A 17,165-nucleotide genomic window follows, 5' to 3' on the forward strand; every position below is an offset into this window, starting at 1 on the left:
TCCACGTTATACTGCGGGCATCACGAAAAATAGGATAAGAAAATGAACGACAGTGAATTTCATCGCCTTGCTGACACCCTTTGGATGACCATTGAAGAACGTCTGGATGACTGGGATGGCGACAGCGATATCGATTGTGAGATCAACGGCGGCGTGCTGACCATCAGCTTCGAAAACGGCAGCAAAATTATCATTAACCGTCAGGAGCCGCTCCACCAGGTGTGGCTGGCGACCAAACAGGGCGGCTACCACTTTGACCTGAAAGGCGACGAATGGATCTGCGACCGAAGCGGCGAAACGTTCTGGGATCTGTTGGAACAAGCGGCAACGCAGCAGGCGGGTGAAGAGGTGAGCTTCCGCTAAGCTTTAGTGCCGGATGCGCTTTGCTTATCCGGCCTACTTTAGCCCGGTAAGCGTCGCGCCACCGGGCAAGTTAACTCACGAGAAATACTGCTGTAACAGCGGCGTGTCGTTGTCCTGACTGGCTGGCGGAACGGCGCTAATCGGCTGGGTGCGGAACGGAATCACCTGCGCGCGCCCGTCGGTTTTCACAATCTGATAGAACTGCGGCAGGTTAAAGTTGATGAAGCTGGAGCCGTAGGTAAAACGATCGTGCGACGATGAGTAGAAACGGCTGACGTCGCGTACCAACTCCTCTTTACTACCTTCGCAGTGGTGATACACCTCAGCCCGATTGCTTTCGTCCAGAATGTAGATATTAAAGCCCTGCTCATCACCCGTTTCTTCGAAAAAGAACTGAATAATCCCTTCGCTGGCAAAACCGTCGACCACCGACGGAAGTTTCACATGGTTGGTCTCAACCTGGACGGAAAGCCCGTGCAGTTTGTTATGTGAAATCGCGCCATAGAATTCAATTGCGTTTTCCAGCTTCTGTACCGAAACGTTCAGGCGCTCGAAGAACAATCCCCACGTCTGGCCGGAAACGCGCAGCGCTTTGAAACGTCCGGTTTCCTGACGGGTGCTGGAGAGACGTAATTCGATGCACTCAGACACCAGTTGCTGGACGCGGGTGCGAATTAAACCGCGCAGATGCTGGCTATAGCAGAACACCTCGACGCTATCTGGCGGCGCGGCATCCTGGTGCATTTTGCCCAGAATCGTTTTTAACGCTTCAATCATCGCCTGCTCGCCGTTGAAGTGCAGCGTACGCACTTCATTCCACGAGTTGCGGTACAGCAGGTCGACGCTACCCACCAGGCAATTTTGCTCTTCGCCAAAGCTGAAGACGTCCAGCTTACGGAAATCAAAATGTACCACCTGATTGCGAAACGCTGCCGTTGGGTCATATTCGAGGTTAACGATAATCGCCAGATGGCGAATTTCGCATGGGCTATAGAGCGCTTTCGGCGTTGGTGCAGGCAGCCGCAGCGGGAAGTGGTGCGACACGTCGGCGACCATTTCCTGCAGCTTCGGCAAATCAACAATGCCGTTGCCCTTAATAAACAAATGCGTACGCGAGGTCAGCAGGCCGTTGAACCAGGCCCACGCCACCAGCTTGTTGAGATAGCGGTTATATTCCAGCGGCTGATGGCTGATGATCGAGTCCATGTTCGGCGCGCGGTTGTAGAGATACCAACCTGAACGGTTGGCACGACCCGGCGGTACATGGATAAAGGTCAGATTCGGTTCCGAGAGATCCGGAGATATCTGTGGGTTCACCAGCGTGACTTTACCCGGCAACGCTTCAAACGCGGCATACAGCTTACGGGTCAGCACGCCGATATCCTGCGGGCTGGCGCTGACGCTGAGGTTATTGCGCCGCGCAAAGCGGATCAGATTACGATAGCTCTGCATCATCGCATCGAGCAGTTCGTTATGTGCTTCGCGTACCTGGTCAATCTTCCAGTTAGCGCGGTTATCCAGCATGGTCAGACGGGCGTCATCCCAGCCCCACTCTTTCACTAACTGACTTAATACTTCACGACGCCAGCCCACGCAGGCGCGCTCACGGCTCAGTTTCTCACACACTTTTAAGTAGAAACATCGACGCACTAAATCCAGGCGCGTCGGATCTTCGATCGCCGTGAGGTACTCGGTAACGCGCTCCAGCATCATGCAGTAAGGATCGAGACCAAAAGAGACGATCTCGCCGTCATGCAGGCGCTGTTTAATATCTTTCGCCAACAGGCGTGGATTTGGGTATTCCCAGGAATAGGCTTCCAGCAGCAGCGTTTTCAGCACCGCTTTGTACGGGGAGTCGATACTCTTGTACAACTGCCAGAGGCTGGCGCCAAAGTACTCTTCGGCGGAAAGCGAACTGAGTCCGCCGAGATCCAGCCATTCGTTTGGCGTTAACACCCCCTGTGCGTAGAGCGTCATGACGTAATCGTCGTAATGCTCTTCTTCGTCGCCCGGCACCATATTCCACAGAATACGTTTACCCGCGAGGCGCACAGCGGTGCGATAGAATTCATCAAGCAACAGGATATGCTGCGTCGAGCCACAGTCTTCACCACCCAGACTGCCGCTTTCATTGTGACGGAAACGGTTTTCATCAATCAGGAAGAAACTGACTTCTACGCCCAGCGAAGCGGCCCAGCTTTCCAGCAGGCTACATTTTCGCTGCAGCAGCTGGCGCTCTTCGCTATCCAGCCAGGATTGATGGCAGACCCAGATATCAAGGTCAGAGGAACAGCTTTGCCCTACCGAAGAGGTGCTGCCCATTGAGTAAACGCCGGTGATCGGCAGTTCGCCCTTGGGAGGATCCTGCGGCGACATACCGCGGTACAGTTCCAGTTCGTTCAGGTAGTGGCGTTGGGTTTCATCAGGCGTGTAAAAGCATATGCCTTTGGGAACGTTACCATCGAGGTAACCCGGCATCAGCGGATGGTGGTAGTGCAATAATGTCGGCAGCAGACTGTATACCTGCTGGAAGGCAGGTCCCATGGCAGCAAGCGCGCGATCCACACGCAGTTGATTTATGGCATCCAGTCTCTGTTTCAGAGTCTCAATATAGAGGTACAAGACGTATCGCCTGATGTTGCTATCCGTCATGTTGTCGATTGCCGCGGCGCAAGCGCTCACAATAATCGCCATCAATTCGGATAAACCGTATGTCAAAAATAACCGTTACCTGTTTTTCGCCCATATTTTTTTATGCTGTTCAGCCGAAAAAATGGTCTAAAACGTGATCAATTTAACACCTTGCTCATTGACCGTAAAGAAAGATGCGCTACATACAAGTGTAGCACCGTTCGTTACGTGTAAATTCCTTCATACGGTCGGGAGGTTTCTCGTCATTATTCACTGCCAGTGATGATGCAGCGCCTTTTCCTCTCACTTACGTTTGAGCGTAACGCTGACATCCCTTTGATAAGGATGTTAGGATGGTCAATGATTGATAATGACGGTAACAAGCATGTTAGACAATGTTTTGAGAATTGCCACACGCCAAAGCCCCCTTGCGCTCTGGCAGGCACATTATGTCAAAGACGCCTTAATGGCAAACCACCCCGGTCTGATCGTGGAACTGGTTCCTATGGTAACCCGTGGCGATGTGATCCTTGATACCCCGCTGGCGAAGGTTGGGGGGAAAGGGTTGTTTGTTAAAGAACTGGAAGTCGCGCTGCTGGAAAAACGCGCCGATATCGCTGTGCATTCCATGAAGGATGTGCCGGTTGAATTCCCTGACGGTCTTGGACTGGTCACCATTTGTGAGCGAGAGGATCCGCGTGATGCTTTCGTCTCAAATAAGTACAACTCGCTGGATGAACTCCCCGCAGGCAGCATCGTCGGGACATCCAGTTTGCGCCGCCAGTGCCAGTTGGCGAAGCGTCGCCCGGATCTCGTCATCCGTTCGCTGCGCGGCAACGTAGGCACGCGCCTCAGCAAACTGGATAACGGCGATTATGACGCCATTATTCTGGCGGTCGCCGGATTAAAACGTTTAGGTCTTGAGTCGCGAGTCCGCACCGCTCTGCCGCCGGAAGTCTCCCTGCCCGCTGTCGGGCAAGGCGCAGTAGGCATAGAATGTCGACTGGATGATATGCGCACTCAGGCACTGTTAGCGCCTCTCAACCATGAAGAGACCGCGCTACGCGTCAAAGCAGAACGCGCCATGAACACCCGCCTGGAAGGGGGATGTCAGGTACCTATTGGTAGCTATGCCGAAATCATCGACGGTGAGATTTGGCTACGTGCGTTGGTCGGCGCGCCTGACGGTTCACAGATGGTATGCGGAGAACGTCGCGGCGCCACACAGGATGCCGAACAGATGGGTATCTCTCTGGCAGAAGAACTGCTGGAGAACGGTGCGCGCGCCATTCTGGCGGAAGTTTATAACGGAGAAGCCCCCGCATGAGTATTCTGGTCACCCGCCCGTCTCCCGCAGGGGAAGAGTTAGTGAGCCGACTGCGCACACTGGGGCAGGTGGCCTGGAGTTTTCCGCTCATCGAGTTTTCACCTGGTCGGGAACTGGCAACGGTTGCTTCCCGACTGTCGGCGCTGACGGAGAACGATCTGGTCTTCGCCCTCTCGCAGCACGCCGTTACCTTTGCAGATGCCGAACTCCGCCAGCAAGAGAAAAACTGGCCATCCCTTCCACGTTATTTTGCCATTGGCCGTACAACGGCGCTGGCGCTGCATACTGTTAGCGGCTTCAATATTCACTACCCTCTGGATCGGGAAATTAGCGAAGTCTTGCTACAATTACCTGAATTACAAAATATTGCGGGAAAACGCGCGCTTATATTACGCGGCAACGGTGGCCGGGAGCTGATAGGTGAAACCCTGACGGCACGCGGAGCCGATGTCGATTTTTGTGAATGTTATCAACGCAGTGCAAAACATTACGATGGTGCGGAAGAAGCGATGCGCTGGCAATCCCGTGGCGTAACCACGGTGGTTGTCACCAGCGGAGAGATGCTACAACAGCTCTGGTCGCTCATTCCGCAGTGGTATCGTGAGCACTGGTTACTACGCTGTCGGCTGTTGGTCGTCAGTGAGCGTCTGGCGCACCTCGCCCGGGAACTGGGCTGGCAAGATATTAAGGTCGCTGATAACGCCGACAACGATGCGCTACTACGCGCATTACAATAACTCTCATAATGGGATGCCATAATGACGGAACAAGAAAAATCCTCCGCCGTGGTTGAAGAGACCAGGGAGGCCGTGGAAACCACGTCACAGCCAGTCAATACTGAAAAAAAGAGTAAGAACAGCACGGCGCTGATTCTGAGCGCTGTGGCGATTGCTATTGCGCTGGCTGCAGGCGTTGGGCTGTACGGCTGGGGGAAACAACAGGCAACAACACAAACGGCAACCAGCGATGCGCTGGCGAACCAACTGACGGCGCTGCAAAAAGCGCAGGAAAGCCAAAAAGCTGAGCTGGAAGGCATTATTAAACATCAGGCAACGCAGCTGGATGAAGCCTCACGTCAGCAGGCCGCGCTGGTCAAACAGCTTGATGAAGTCCAGCAAAAAGTAGCCACCATCTCCGGCAGCGATGCTGGCACATGGCTGCTGGCGCAGGCTGATTTTCTGGTGAAACTGGCCGGTCGTAAATTATGGAGCGATCAGGACGTCACCACCGCCGCTGCGCTGTTGAAAAGCGCCGACGCCAGTCTGGCGGATATGAACGACCCGAGCTTAATTACCGCGCGACGTGCGATTACTGACGACATCGCGAGCCTCTCCGCGGTGGCTCAGGTCGACTATGACGGCATTATCCTGAAAGTGAATCAGCTCTCTAATCAGATTGATAATCTGCGTCTGGCCGACAACGACACCGACGATTCTCCAATGGACTCCGACAGCAGCGAGCTTTCCAGCTCGATTAGCGAATGGCGCGTCAATCTGCAAAAAAGCTGGCAGAACTTTATGGACAGCTTCATCACTATTCGTCGTCGTGATGAAACCGCCGTCCCGCTGCTGGCACCGAACCAGGACGTTTACTTACGTGAGAACATCCGTTCTCGTCTGTTAGTGGCCGCACAGGCCGTGCCGCGTCATCAGGAAGAAACATATCGCCAGGCGCTGGAAAATGTCTCCACATGGGTGCGTGCTTACTACGACACCGACGATGCAGCGACCAAAGCGTTCCTTGAAGAAGTAGACCAACTGAGCCAGCAAAGCATCAGTATGGATGTTCCGGAAACGCTGCAGAGCCAGGCTATTCTCGACAAGTTAATGCAGACCCGCGTACGTAATTTACTGGCGCAGCCTGCCACAGCACCGGTAGCAGCAGCGCCAGCGCCTTCGACAGACGCTCCGGCAACCGCGCCGCAAGGAGAATAATGATGCTAAAAGTATTGTTGCTCTTTGTGCTGTTGATCGCCGGGATCGTTGTCGGTCCGATGATTGCCGGTCATCAGGGCTACGTGCTGATCCAGACGGATAATTACAATATCGAAACCAGCGTGACGGGCCTGGTGATCATCCTGATCGTCGCCATGGTCGTCCTGTTCGCGATTGAATGGCTACTGCGCCGAATTTTCCGCACAGGCGCGCATACCCGCGGATGGTTTGTCGGTCGGAAGCGTCGTCGCGCCCGTAAGCAAACCGAGCAGGCGCTGCTCAAGCTGGCAGAAGGCGATTATCAGCAGGTTGAAAAGCTGATGTCGAAAAATGCCGATCATGCAGAACAGCCGGTAGTGAATTACCTGCTGGCGGCAGAAGCGGCTCAGCAGCGCGGTGACGAAGCGCGCGCCAACCAACACCTTGAGCGTGCTGCCGAACTGGCCGGAAATGATACGATCCCGGTAGAAATCGCTCGCGTTCGCCTGCAACTGGCGCGTAATGAAAATCACGCCGCACGCCACAGCGTAGACAAACTGCTGGAAGTGACGCCGCGCCATCCGGAAGTGCTGCGTCTGGCTGAGCAGGCCTACATACGCACCGGCGCATGGAGTTCCTTGCTGGATATCATCCCATCCATGGCAAAAGCGCATGTGGGTGATGACGAGCACCGCGCCATGCTGGAACAACAGGCATGGGTTGGCTTGATGGATCAAGTCCGCGCCGATCAGGGCAGCGAGGGGCTGCGTGCATGGTGGAAAAACCAGAGCCGTAAAACCCGTCATCAGGTTGCCCTGCAGGTGGCGATGGCTGAACATCTGATTGAGTGTGACGATCACGATACGGCGCAGCAGGTCATCATTGATGGTTTGAAACGTCAGTACGATGACCGCCTGGTGCTGCCGATCCCGCGTCTGAAAACCAATAATCCGGAACAGATAGAAAAAGTGCTGCGCCAGCAGATTAAAGCCGTGGGCGATCGCCCGTTGCTGTGGAGTACGCTGGGTCAGTCGTTAATGAAGCATGGGGAATGGCAGGAAGCTACGCTCGCCTTCCGTGCCGCTCTTAAACAGCGCCCGGATGCCTATGACTACGCCTGGCTTGCTGACGCGCTGGACAGACTGCACCAGCCGGAAGAAGCCGCCACCATGCGCCGTGATGGCCTGATGTTGACGCTGCAGAACAACAATCCCCCGCAGTAATTCCCTCTTGCCCGGTGGCGCCTCGCTTACCGGGCCTACATATTTTTCAATCGCATAAAAAAACGCCCGCTCGGTAAGGAGCAGGCGTTAAACAGGTCTGTATGACAACATAAATGGGTGCTTCACTCAACGTTATGTCCATGGTGTTTGATGAGGCCTGAGCGACATCTGTCTGTGGACGATAAGCACCGTAAACGGCTCTGCATCATTCCTGAGTTTATGAGGCCAGATGGCGAACATAAGAGATGGAATGAGCATCTACCCGCATATTATTGCACAACGCATGCCACGATTGCACTGCAAAAACCAAGTATTCGGACTTTTTAAGACTTCAGGAAATTCGCAGATGCGCAAGCTAAGAAGGGAAATCAGAAAACAAAAAACCCCGCCGAAGCGGGGTTCAAAATTGGTCGGCGAGAGAGGATTCGAACCTCCGACCCACTGGTCCCAAACCAGTTGCGCTACCAAGCTGCGCTACTCGCCGTTTTACTGCTTTTTGAATTTTTAGTTCAATTCTTTAAGTCGTGGTGCGAGGGGGGGGACTCGAACCCCCACATCCTAAGGACACTAACACCTGAAGCTAGCGCGTCTACCAATTCCGCCACCTTCGCATTTCACAACTTTAAATTAATGGGGTGGCTAATGGGATTCGAACCCACGACAACTGGAATCACAATCCAGGGCTCTACCAACTGAGCTATAGCCACCACTGCAAATCTTTTACGCGGTATTAAAACCACCGCAGCTCTGGCACCCTACTTAATGGTGCGCCCGACAGGATTCGAACCTGAGACCTCTGCCTCCGGAGGGCAGCGCTCTATCCAGCTGAGCTACGGGCGCTTAGCGCCGTTGCGGGGCTGGATATTACGGAGGTCTCGGTCTTCTGTCTAGTGCTTTTTTAAAATAAATTATCGTTTGGTCATGGTTTGTGCGTTTTGTCGCTTATTCCCGCAATTTATGGGCTGTGCCATGACGATTCAGACCAAAAACCTTATAAATGAGCGTCACGGCCAGTAAGAAACCCATGCCAACAAAAAGCGACATTCGGGTATCTTCATTAAAGTACATGCCAATTAATACGCAAATCAGGAACGCCATCGTCAAATAATTCGCCCACGGGAACAGAATGGAGCGGAATGGATGACTGGCAATCGCCGCTTTATGCGCCTGACGGAAACGCAGCTGGCTTATCAGGATCACAAACCACGGCACCATCCCCGGCAACACGCTGGCACTATAGACATAAACAAACACGCGCTGCGGGTTAGGAATGATGTAGTTCAGGCATGAGCCAATCAGCAGGATCGCGATAGAAATAGCCACTCCGGCAACCGGCACGCCATGGCGTGATACTTTTCCAACAACGGCAGGAAGCTGGCGATTCTTTGCCAGCGCGTAGAGCATACGCCCACAGCTGTACATGCCGCTGTTACAGCCAGACAGCGCCGCCGTCAGCACCACAAAGTTAATAATCCCTGCCGCAGCAGTAATACCAATCTTGGCAAAGGTGAGAACAAACGGGCTACCGTTGCTGCCAATCTCATTCCACGGGAAAATAGTGACGATGACAAAAATCGCACCAACGTAGAAAATCAGAATGCGCCACAGCACCTTACCCACCGCGCTACGCAGCGTGACCTGTGGATTCTTCGCTTCCCCTGCAGTGATGCCGATCAGCTCCACGCCCTGGTAAGACGCCACAACAATACACAATGCCGTCAGGAAGCCCTTCCAGCCCCCAGCAAAGAAGCCACCGTGCTCGGTCAGGTTGCCAAAACCAATCGCCTGGCCGCCATTGCCGAAGCCGAAGAAAATCACCCCAACCCCAATGACAATCATCACAATGATGGTGGTCACTTTGATCATGGCAAACCAGAACTCAATTTCACCATACAGGCGAACCGCAGCGAGGTTTGCCAACGCAACCAGTCCGACCGCGATCAGTGCGGGTATCCATTGCGCCATTTCCGGAAACCAGAACTGCACATACACCCCGATGGCGGTAATCTCTGAGATCCCCACCGCCATCCACATAAACCAGTATGACCAGGCGGTGAGATAGCCAAAGAAGGGGCTCATATAACGGTGAGCGTAAACAGCGAATGAACCTGCAACCGGCTCGAGGAATAACATCTCCCCCATAGAACGCATAATGAAAAACACGAACAGCCCGGCGACGATATACGCCAGCAGAACCGAAGGTCCCGCCCATTTAAGGGTACTGGCGGCCCCCATAAATAGCCCAACGCCAATAGTGCCCCCAAGGGCAATTAATTCGATGTGACGAGCCTCCAGCCCACGCTGTAGCTCAGGTTTGTTCTCAGCCATAAATCCTCTTGATGTGTTTGCATGCTGTCCGGTATTACCGGTTCTCGTTATGGGTACATCTTGTTATGCCATAACAGGCCATGCGGCACCGACCGCTTTACGGTTGGCGCCAAAAACACCACGGCACTGCAATGATTGTTGCGAATGGTTTCCTAAAATCGCTTAAATGGCAATTAAAGCATTCAAAAAATGAATAGATTGTGCGAGAAAGCAGCGATTATGTTGTGAATAAGTAGCGTAATTAGCAGATCACGCTACTTATCAGAGGAGAGAGGGCGTCAGAGATTGCCGGTATAGTGCCAGCGGAGATAGCGTAATAAGCGAAGTTGCCGAGTAATACGGCTCGGCTGCGACAATAAGCGATACAGCCACTCCAGCCCCAGATTTTGCCAGATTTTAGGCGCACGCTTAACGTGACCGGTAAAGACGTCGTAGGTGCCCCCTACGCCCATATACAGCGCGTCAGGGTGAGTCTTGCGGCAATCACGCATAAAGATCTCTTGTTTTGGCGAGCCCATCGCCACCGTCACAATTTGCGCACCGCTGGCGTGAATACGCTCAAACAACGCCTGACGCTGCTCTGGGGTAAAATAACCGTCCTGACTACCCACAATGTTCACGCGCCACTGCGCACGTAGTTTTGCTTCTGTTTGTGCCAGAACTTCAGGCTTGCCACCAACCAGGAAAACAGGCGTTCCGTTTTGCCCAGCTCGCGCCATCAGTGCTTCCCAAAGGTCAGCTCCGGCCACGCGTGAAACCTGCGCCTGTGGGAATTTTTTGCGCACCGAACGCACCACGCTAATCCCATCCGCATACTTGAACTCCGCGGCATTGATCAGCTCCCTCACTTCAGGATTATCTTCTGCTGTCAGCATCTTCTCAGCGTTAATAGCCACCAGCGTTCCTGACCTGAGGTGTCCTTCGGCAAACAGGTAATTCAGCGCATGTTGCATATCGCGCCAGCCAATCAGTTGTAATCCGCGCAGCGAATACAGCGGCGCAGTTGTGTTATCTGTCATTACGATCCTTCAATCTGTGCCTGGGGCAGCGATTTGATTCGTTTATGAATGAGTCCCGCGCTATCAAACAGCCAGAACAACAATTTTGCCACCAGTAGGCAAACGCCGAAAATCACGAGGAAAAAGACCACTCGTGAGACAAACGAATCCAGCCCTTCACGTGCCAAAACGATCATATTGAAAATGGCGCCAAAACAGAAACTGTGCAAAATCGCCGCCTTATAGCGATTGGTTTCGCGATTGCCAAGCTCATACAGCCAGTCGAACCACTTGATGATGAGCCCAACAACAATCGCGCCTAATGGTATAAACAGCGCCCCGCCCATCACCACCAGTGAACCAATTAACGTCGGCGAAATCGCCAGTCCTGAGTGGTTGTTCAACACTTCCCAGGTAAAGTAGTTCGCTGAGTTGAGTACAATACTCGGCCGCCCAGGCCACAGCCAGGAGGGAATAAAGACGTAGAAGTCACGGACGATCGGCGCCAGCCCCTGGAACTCAATATTGTGGTAATTCTGCAGCAATAGCGCCAGGTTCTCCCACGGTGAGAAGGTGTCGCGCGTAAGGTACAGGAACGTATAGAACGCCTCATCGCCGCTAACGCTCATTCCGTAGCGCTTCAACGCCAGCCAGAACATCCCGACAATGCCCAACACGCCTGCAGCGGCCAACATCCACAGCGAAATCCAGCCGCGAATAATGCCGATAAATAAGAAGATGGCAAACGCGATAATGATATTGGCGCGCGTCCCACCCACAATCATATAGGTCAGCAAACCAAATGCGACGGTACTCACGAGGAAGAACACCCACGCTTTGCTGTCCTGACGCAGGAAATAAACCACCAGCATTGCCGGAATGAAGAAGTAGAAGAAACGCTTCAGAGCGACGCCAGAGACTTCACTGGAAAAAATCTGGCTATAGGATTGCAGTCTGAACAGCAGGAATCCGTTGTGCATAAAGAAGATGCCCACGCTCACCAGCGCAATCGCCATCAGGATAACCCAGGTCAAATGGGCTTCAACGCGATTGATGGTAAACAGCGGCCTGCGCGGCTTATCATCTACTCGTTTGCGTAAGCGCGTTTTATACGTCACGTAGTAGACGGCATAGAAACAGGCGGCTGACAGCAAGGCCTGCAGTAGGATCTCCGGCGGAGCCACTGCCACATCAAAGCGGAATACCAGGATGCTGGTTAACGGGAATCCGAAGAAGAACGTCAGCAAGAACAACAATGAGAAGAAAACATTGAAGTTAAAACGCACGCGGCGGAACTCAAACCAGGTCAGCGTGGCGATAAACAAGGTGGAGAGCAGCCAGACCACCAGAAGACCGCTGAATTGCATCAGGCTCATACGGTTTCTCCTGAAGCAATGCGAAGCGCGTTGTGCCACGGCTGCAGATAATTCGGGCTAAAGAAGGTAATAGTATTTTTATCTACCGATGCCAACTGGCGCTGCGCTTCACGTACGACGCCTTCATTGAGATCATCAGTGGTAAATAACACCGGAAGATTTTGTTCCACCATATCCTGCCAGAAGGGATTTTCACGGTTGAGCACGCATGGGATACCCGCCTGGATCAGTAAACACAGTGTACCGATTCCCTGTTGACGGGCAAAAATAAAGTAACCCAAATCGCATTGACGCAATAACGCGAGATAAGCGTCAAATTCCAGCTTTTCACTCAAAATTTGCAGATTATCAGCGCTAAATAACGCCAGGCCAGCCTGGCGAACCTCGTCGATATAGGCCGCATTATTGGCGGGATAACCCATCGGCACAATCACATTCACCGTGTCGCCAAACTGCTGATGGACGGCGCGAAGCGCGGCAACATGCTCATTGCTGCGATCGCCAGAGTTGCCAACCAGCACCGTCATCTTGCCGCTGCGCTGGCAATCATTGCTCATGTTATTGAGTGAAGGATCCATTCGCGTTGGGAAATAGAGCAACTCACCCCGCACACGGGGATGTTGCTCGGCGAAATAACGTAAATCGCCCCGTGTGGCAAACACGCAGCCCACACGATTCTGCGCCATGCGGCGAATCGGGTAAAACAGGCGGAATTTCAGTCCACTGGAGACTTCGTATAAATCAGCGCCCCAGATATGCCAGTAAAACTGCGCCGGTTTAATCCCGCCACTCAGCAGCGCCAGCCACAGGCTGGTGTTGAACTGACCGTGGAAGAAGAAACGCTGTTGGCGATCCGCTTTTGCTTTCGCGATCACAGCGTCAGCAAGCGCCTTTTTCCCGCTGTAGAAGCTTAGCGATAACGCCGGGCAGCTCTCACTGAGTCCCGCATCCTGACCGGCAACCATAAACGTGCGCGCATGCTCGCTCGTCGCGGCCAGCGAGTCGTTGAAAAACCGCAACACGGTTTGGTTATGATGAGGGATATCCGATCCCAGAACGTGAATCAGTACAGTCATGCCCGCCTACGCCAGAGTAAAAACACGCCACAACAAAGAGAAAAATAGACGATGTACGTTGCCATATAAGCCTGTGCCGCTCCCAGCGCACCGTGTGCAGGGATCAGCCAGTGAGCAAACACCGTCAATAACATGAACTGGCTAATTTCAGCCAAAATATAAAACCGCAGCGATGCTTTCGCGATCACCAGATACCCAAAGACATACGCCCCAACTTTCAGTACATCGCCGACCAGTTGCCAGGCAAACAGATCGCGCATGGCGGTGAATTTTGCGGAGAAAAGCAGCCAGATCGCAAAATCACGCAGCAACCAAACAGTAAAGCTCGCTGCGGCAACCGCCGGTAACACGAACTTCAGCGACTTAACCACCTCGCGCTTAATGTCGCGCTTTTCGGTCAGTCGAGACAACGTCGGAAGCAAGTAAACGCTGAATGAGGCGGTAATGAATTGCAGATAAGCATCAGAGATACTGCTTACTCCCTGCCAAATCCCCACATCATCCCAACTGTACTGCGCCGCCAGCAGGTTTCGCATCATCACGTATGCCACAGGCAGCGTTACGGAGGTAATCAGCGCCATCAGGGTAAACTTGCTTAGCTGTCCAGCCAGACCGTTATCCCACGAGGGTTTCAGGTAATGCAGGGGAATTGCCCCACGCTTAATCAGCATAATAGCGGCGGGGATAACGACCAACGCGGGCACTAACGCCAGTCCCAGCAAAGCGCCTTCATACCCTCCCAGGCGATAACAGCCATAATAGGCCACCACACCCACCAGGCTACCCACAATCAGCGACAGCGCGTTACCCGCCGCATCGCGAAAGCCCTTCATCAACGCCAGCAGCAGGTTCGCCCAGGCAATACCCATCTGCACCAGCGCAACCAGTCTTACCAGCCCCTGATAATGAGTATGGCCAAACAATCCCTGACTGATTGGCGCGGCCGCCAGCAGAAAAATCACCGCCATCAGCGTAGAGAATCCCAGCACCATCGCGGAAGATGTACCGACTACCTTACGGAGCCAGGTCGGATCGTCATGGTGCTGCGCAACATATTTCGTGACGCCGTTGAAAATGCCAGCCCCCGCCAGGACACCAAGCACGGTGACCATCTGGCGGAAGTTACCCGCCTGCCCCACGCCTGCCGGGCCAAACGACACCGCCAGCAGCTTCACGACCAGCAAACCTGCACCAATTTTTACCAGCGTACTGGCTGCCGTCCATAAGGACGCTTTAGCAAGCGACATATCAGGCGAAGTAGTTGAGTAAGGTCGAAATGACCGTTCGCTGGTTTACTGGCGACAGGTTGTAAAACAACGGCAAGCGCAGCAAACGCTCGCTCTCTTTAGTGGTGAAACGATCAACACCGGCAAATACGCCGAATTTATCGCCAGCCGGACAATCATGTAGCGGGATATAGTGGAACACCGCCATAATTTCAGCTTCTTTCAAGAAGTTAATCAACGCCGTGCGATCGTCGATATCGCGCAGCTTGATATAAAACATATGGGCATTCTGCACGCAGTTTTCCGGGACAGAAGGCAGATCAATGCGTCCGGTACGCGCCAGCGGTTCGAGAGCATCATAGTAGTTCTGCCACAGCGCCAGACGCTGCTGGTTAATACGGTCAGCCGCTTCCAGTTGTGCCCACAGATAGGCAGCCTGCAGATCGGACATCAGATAGCTGGAGCCAATATCACGCCAGGTATACTTATCCACCTGACCGCGGAAAAACTGGCTGCGGTTAGTTCCTTTTTCACGGATGATCTCTGCACGTTCGACTAATTTTTTATCATTAATCAGCGTCGCACCACCTTCACCGCCTGCGGTATAGTTTTTGGTCTCATGGAAGCTAAAGCAACCGATGTGACCAATCGTCCCCAGCGCCCGACCTTTGTAAGTCGACATGACGCCCTGGGCCGCATCTTCCACGACAAACAGGTTATGTTTGGTCGCCAGCGCCATGATGGTATCCATTTCACAGGCTACGCCCGCGTAATGCACCGGAACGATAGCGCGGGTCTTGTCGGTGATCGCCGCTTCAATCAGCGTTTCGTCAATGTTCATGGTATCCGGCCGGATATCAACAAAGACAATTTTCGCGCCGCGCAGCACGAAAGCATTGGCCGTGGAGACAAACGTATAGCTCGGCATAATGACTTCATCGCCAGGCTGGATATCCAGCAGCAATGCCGCCATCTCAAGCGATGCGGTGCAGGAAGGCGTCAGCAATACTTTCTCGCTGCCAAAATGCTGTTCCAGCCACTGTTGGCAGCGACGGGTAAAACCACCGTCGCCACACAGTTTGCCGCTGTTCATCGCAGACTGCATGTAATCGAGTTCAGTGCCCACCACCGGCGGTGCGTTAAATGGAATCATCGTGTCACCTGTATAACCAATACGCGGTGCTTTCCACATTCGCACCACTGTGTATATAACGTTTAAGCGCGGCGGTATTGCCCATTTGGGTCGCCACGCGCAATGTTGTTTTACCGCGAGCCTGCGCCCAGCAAAGGGCAGCCTGCATCAGTTCTGCTCCCACCCCACGCCCGGCCAGCAGGCCAATTCGCGCATCGGTCGCATTCAGTTCACGCAGCGAGACATAGCCACGAATATCACCTGTTGGTGTACGAAAAACGAGGCATTGATGATCGAATGTCCCCAGCACCGCGTTTTCAATCCACTGCGCGTAAAAACGCGCGCTGGCATCTGCTGCATACCATGGGGCGCGAAAACGACTTTGCGCGAACGCCTGTCCTGCCAGTTGGCGTAATGCAGGGATATCCGTAGTTTGTGCGGTCTGCGCACCGGGGTCGCCATGCGCACACATCACCGGCAGCACAAAATCCACTTCACCTTCAACCAGTGAGAAGCCCAACTGTTGCAGGGCGTCTAATTCATGGGTATTGGCGGCAGGAATTTTTGCCTGTACCCGCGACCAGGGCTGCAACATATCCGCAGTCAGAACCGGCGCGTGTTGGTCAAAACGCACAATGGCGCTATTCACGCCAAAGAACGTATTTTCCCAGCTAAGCGGCTCAATACTGGCGTGGACGAGCACGGAGCAGCTCCAGCAGGTATTGACCATAACCCGTTTTGGCCAGTGAACTGGCAGCACGCTTCACGCCTTCGTCATCCAGCCAACCGTTACGCCAGGCGATTTCTTCCAGACAGGCTATTTTAAAGCCCTGGCGTTTTTCCACCGTCTGCACAAAAGTACTCGCTTCGATAAGACTGTCGTGCGTACCGGTATCCAGCCAGGCAAAGCCACGCCCGAGCAATTCTACCGTCAGATGTCCGTCATCAAGATACATCTGGTTGATAGACGTAATCTCCAGCTCCCCACGCTCAGAAGGTTTTACGCGTTTTGCGTATTCCACCACCTTGCTGTCATAGAAATAGAGACCGGTCACCGCCCAGTTTGATTTTGGTGCTTTCGGCTTCTCTTCCAGCGAGATAGCTCGAAAATTGTCGTCAAACTCCACGACACCAAAACGTTCAGGATCCATCACCTGGTAACCAAACACCGTCGCGCCTTGTGTTCTGGCGGCTACATGACGCAGTTTTGGACTGAATCCCTGACCAAAGAAGATATTGTCTCCTAACACCAGACATGATGGTTCCCCGTTAAGGAACGTTTCACCAATGATAAACGCCTGTGCTAATCCATCCGGACTGGGTTGCTCAGCATAGTGCAATTCAATGCCGAACTCAGATCCATCGCCCAGTAAGCGCTGGAAATAGCCTTTATCTTCCGGTGTAGTGATAATCAGGATTTCGCGAATTCCCGCCAGCATCAATACTGATAACGGGTAGTAAATCATCGGCTTATCGTAAATAGGCAATAGCTGCTTCGATACGCCACGCGTAATGGGATACAGGCGAGTACCTGAGCCACCCGCCAGAATGATACCTTTCATGCGTTGTCTC

General features: G+C 53.4%; 14 protein-coding genes and 4 tRNA genes. 5 read left to right on the forward strand and 13 right to left on the reverse strand.

The genetic code is table 11. The features are described 5' to 3' along the window. Window positions 1-42 precede the first annotated feature (42 nt). Window positions 43-363 carry an iron donor protein CyaY gene (gene cyaY / locus OGX97_RS03430; protein WP_003828967.1) on the forward strand — a complete coding sequence of 107 codons (321 nt, stop codon included), beginning with the start codon at window positions 43-45 and terminating at the stop codon, window positions 361-363. Window positions 364-438: 75 nt separating this feature from the next. Here the strand turns inward: cyaY and cyaA are convergent, their stop codons facing one another. Further along, a complete protein-coding gene (cyaA, locus tag OGX97_RS03435; protein WP_032934207.1) occupies window positions 439-2,985 on the reverse strand; it encodes a class I adenylate cyclase in 2,547 nt (848 codons plus the stop codon). Window positions 2,986-3,379: 394 nt separating this feature from the next. On the opposite strand from cyaA, the gene hemC reads away from it, so the two are divergent. Genes hemC through hemY form a run of 4 tightly spaced genes read left to right on the forward strand, consistent with a single transcriptional unit; the run spans window position 3,380 to window position 7,457 of the window. Then, complete coding sequence (gene hemC, locus OGX97_RS03440) at window positions 3,380-4,321, forward strand: hydroxymethylbilane synthase (RefSeq protein ID WP_003828972.1); 942 nt, start codon at window positions 3,380-3,382, stop codon at window positions 4,319-4,321. Then, a complete protein-coding gene (gene hemD, locus OGX97_RS03445; protein WP_235126010.1) occupies window positions 4,318-5,058 on the forward strand; it encodes a uroporphyrinogen-III synthase in 741 nt (246 codons plus the stop codon). Before hemC ends, hemD begins: the two co-directional genes overlap by 4 nt. Window positions 5,059-5,079: 21 nt before the next feature. Then, complete coding sequence (gene hemX / locus OGX97_RS03450) at window positions 5,080-6,255, forward strand: uroporphyrinogen-III C-methyltransferase (protein WP_235126012.1); 1,176 nt, start codon at window positions 5,080-5,082, stop codon at window positions 6,253-6,255. Between the two features lie 2 nt (window positions 6,256-6,257). Then, window positions 6,258-7,457, forward strand: a complete 1,200-nt coding sequence (hemY, locus tag OGX97_RS03455; RefSeq protein ID WP_048215221.1) for a protoheme IX biogenesis protein HemY — start codon at window positions 6,258-6,260, stop codon at window positions 7,455-7,457. Between the two features lie 407 nt (window positions 7,458-7,864). On the opposite strand, the gene OGX97_RS03460 is transcribed toward hemY, so the two are convergent. The 12 genes from OGX97_RS03460 to rfbA all read right to left on the reverse strand — a co-directional run bounded on the left by OGX97_RS03460 (window position 7,865) and on the right by rfbA (window position 17,155). Next, a tRNA-Pro gene (locus OGX97_RS03460) sits at window positions 7,865-7,941 on the reverse strand. Between the two features lie 41 nt (window positions 7,942-7,982). Continuing rightward, a tRNA-Leu gene (locus tag OGX97_RS03465) sits at window positions 7,983-8,068 on the reverse strand. 20 nt (window positions 8,069-8,088) lie between these two features. Further along, window positions 8,089-8,164, reverse strand: a tRNA-His gene (locus tag OGX97_RS03470). 56 nt (window positions 8,165-8,220) lie between these two features. Then, a tRNA-Arg gene (locus OGX97_RS03475) sits at window positions 8,221-8,297 on the reverse strand. A gap of 102 nt (window positions 8,298-8,399) precedes the next feature. Beyond that, window positions 8,400-9,785: a bifunctional threonine/serine APC transporter ThrP gene (gene thrP / locus OGX97_RS03480; RefSeq protein WP_003828980.1), complete on the reverse strand. Its 1,386-nt coding sequence runs from the start codon at window positions 9,783-9,785 to the stop codon at window positions 8,400-8,402. A gap of 278 nt (window positions 9,786-10,063) precedes the next feature. Further along, the gene (gene wecG / locus OGX97_RS03485; RefSeq protein WP_003017964.1) at window positions 10,064-10,804 is read right to left on the reverse strand and encodes a lipopolysaccharide N-acetylmannosaminouronosyltransferase; all 741 of its coding nucleotides are present in this window, start codon (window positions 10,802-10,804) and stop codon (window positions 10,064-10,066) included. Beyond that, window positions 10,804-12,159, reverse strand: a complete 1,356-nt coding sequence (gene wzyE, locus OGX97_RS03490; protein ID WP_128612346.1) for an ECA oligosaccharide polymerase — start codon at window positions 12,157-12,159, stop codon at window positions 10,804-10,806. The genes wecG and wzyE overlap by 1 nt, the downstream gene beginning before the upstream one ends. Further along, a complete protein-coding gene (locus OGX97_RS03495; RefSeq protein WP_057067468.1) occupies window positions 12,156-13,235 on the reverse strand; it encodes a TDP-N-acetylfucosamine:lipid II N-acetylfucosaminyltransferase in 1,080 nt (359 codons plus the stop codon). The genes wzyE and OGX97_RS03495 overlap by 4 nt, the downstream gene beginning before the upstream one ends. Further along, window positions 13,232-14,482, reverse strand: coding sequence for a lipid III flippase WzxE (gene wzxE / locus OGX97_RS03500; RefSeq protein ID WP_235126014.1), 1,251 nt, complete (start codon window positions 14,480-14,482; stop codon window positions 13,232-13,234). The genes OGX97_RS03495 and wzxE overlap by 4 nt, the downstream gene beginning before the upstream one ends. A 1-nt stretch (window position 14,483) precedes the next feature. Next, window positions 14,484-15,614, reverse strand: a complete 1,131-nt coding sequence (gene rffA, locus OGX97_RS03505; RefSeq protein WP_218658813.1) for a dTDP-4-amino-4,6-dideoxygalactose transaminase — start codon at window positions 15,612-15,614, stop codon at window positions 14,484-14,486. A gap of 4 nt (window positions 15,615-15,618) precedes the next feature. After that, window positions 15,619-16,296: a dTDP-4-amino-4,6-dideoxy-D-galactose acyltransferase gene (rffC, locus tag OGX97_RS03510; protein ID WP_235126016.1), complete on the reverse strand. Its 678-nt coding sequence runs from the start codon at window positions 16,294-16,296 to the stop codon at window positions 15,619-15,621. Next, window positions 16,274-17,155, reverse strand: coding sequence for a glucose-1-phosphate thymidylyltransferase RfbA (rfbA, locus tag OGX97_RS03515; protein WP_032945685.1), 882 nt, complete (start codon window positions 17,153-17,155; stop codon window positions 16,274-16,276). The genes rffC and rfbA overlap by 23 nt, the downstream gene beginning before the upstream one ends. Between the last annotated feature and the right edge of the window lie 10 nt (window positions 17,156-17,165).

This window comes from Citrobacter sp. Cpo061, assembly GCF_030332845.1.
Taxonomy (GTDB): domain Bacteria; phylum Pseudomonadota; class Gammaproteobacteria; order Enterobacterales; family Enterobacteriaceae; genus Citrobacter; species Citrobacter portucalensis.

What these genes read in the sequence shown, in the direction of transcription:
- hemX (WP_235126012.1), top strand. Translation starts at nt 5,080, where the DNA reads ATGACGGAACAAGAAAAATCCTCCGCCGTGGTTGAAGAGACCAGGGAG.
- hemD (WP_235126010.1), top strand. Translation starts at nt 4,318, where the DNA reads ATGAGTATTCTGGTCACCCGCCCGTCTCCCGCAGGGGAAGAGTTAGTG.
- thrP (WP_003828980.1), bottom strand. Translation starts at nt 9,785, where the DNA reads ATGGCTGAGAACAAACCTGAGCTACAGCGTGGGCTGGAGGCTCGTCAC.
- wzxE (WP_235126014.1), bottom strand. Translation starts at nt 14,482, where the DNA reads ATGTCGCTTGCTAAAGCGTCCTTATGGACGGCAGCCAGTACGCTGGTA.
- wzyE (WP_128612346.1), bottom strand. Translation starts at nt 12,159, where the DNA reads ATGAGCCTGATGCAATTCAGCGGTCTTCTGGTGGTCTGGCTGCTCTCC.
- cyaY (WP_003828967.1), top strand. Translation starts at nt 43, where the DNA reads ATGAACGACAGTGAATTTCATCGCCTTGCTGACACCCTTTGGATGACC.
- rfbA (WP_032945685.1), bottom strand. Translation starts at nt 17,155, where the DNA reads ATGAAAGGTATCATTCTGGCGGGTGGCTCAGGTACTCGCCTGTATCCC.
- OGX97_RS03495 (WP_057067468.1), bottom strand. Translation starts at nt 13,235, where the DNA reads ATGACTGTACTGATTCACGTTCTGGGATCGGATATCCCTCATCATAAC.
- rffA (WP_218658813.1), bottom strand. Translation starts at nt 15,614, where the DNA reads ATGATTCCATTTAACGCACCGCCGGTGGTGGGCACTGAACTCGATTAC.
- hemC (WP_003828972.1), top strand. Translation starts at nt 3,380, where the DNA reads ATGTTAGACAATGTTTTGAGAATTGCCACACGCCAAAGCCCCCTTGCG.
- hemY (WP_048215221.1), top strand. Translation starts at nt 6,258, where the DNA reads ATGCTAAAAGTATTGTTGCTCTTTGTGCTGTTGATCGCCGGGATCGTT.
- wecG (WP_003017964.1), bottom strand. Translation starts at nt 10,804, where the DNA reads ATGACAGATAACACAACTGCGCCGCTGTATTCGCTGCGCGGATTACAA.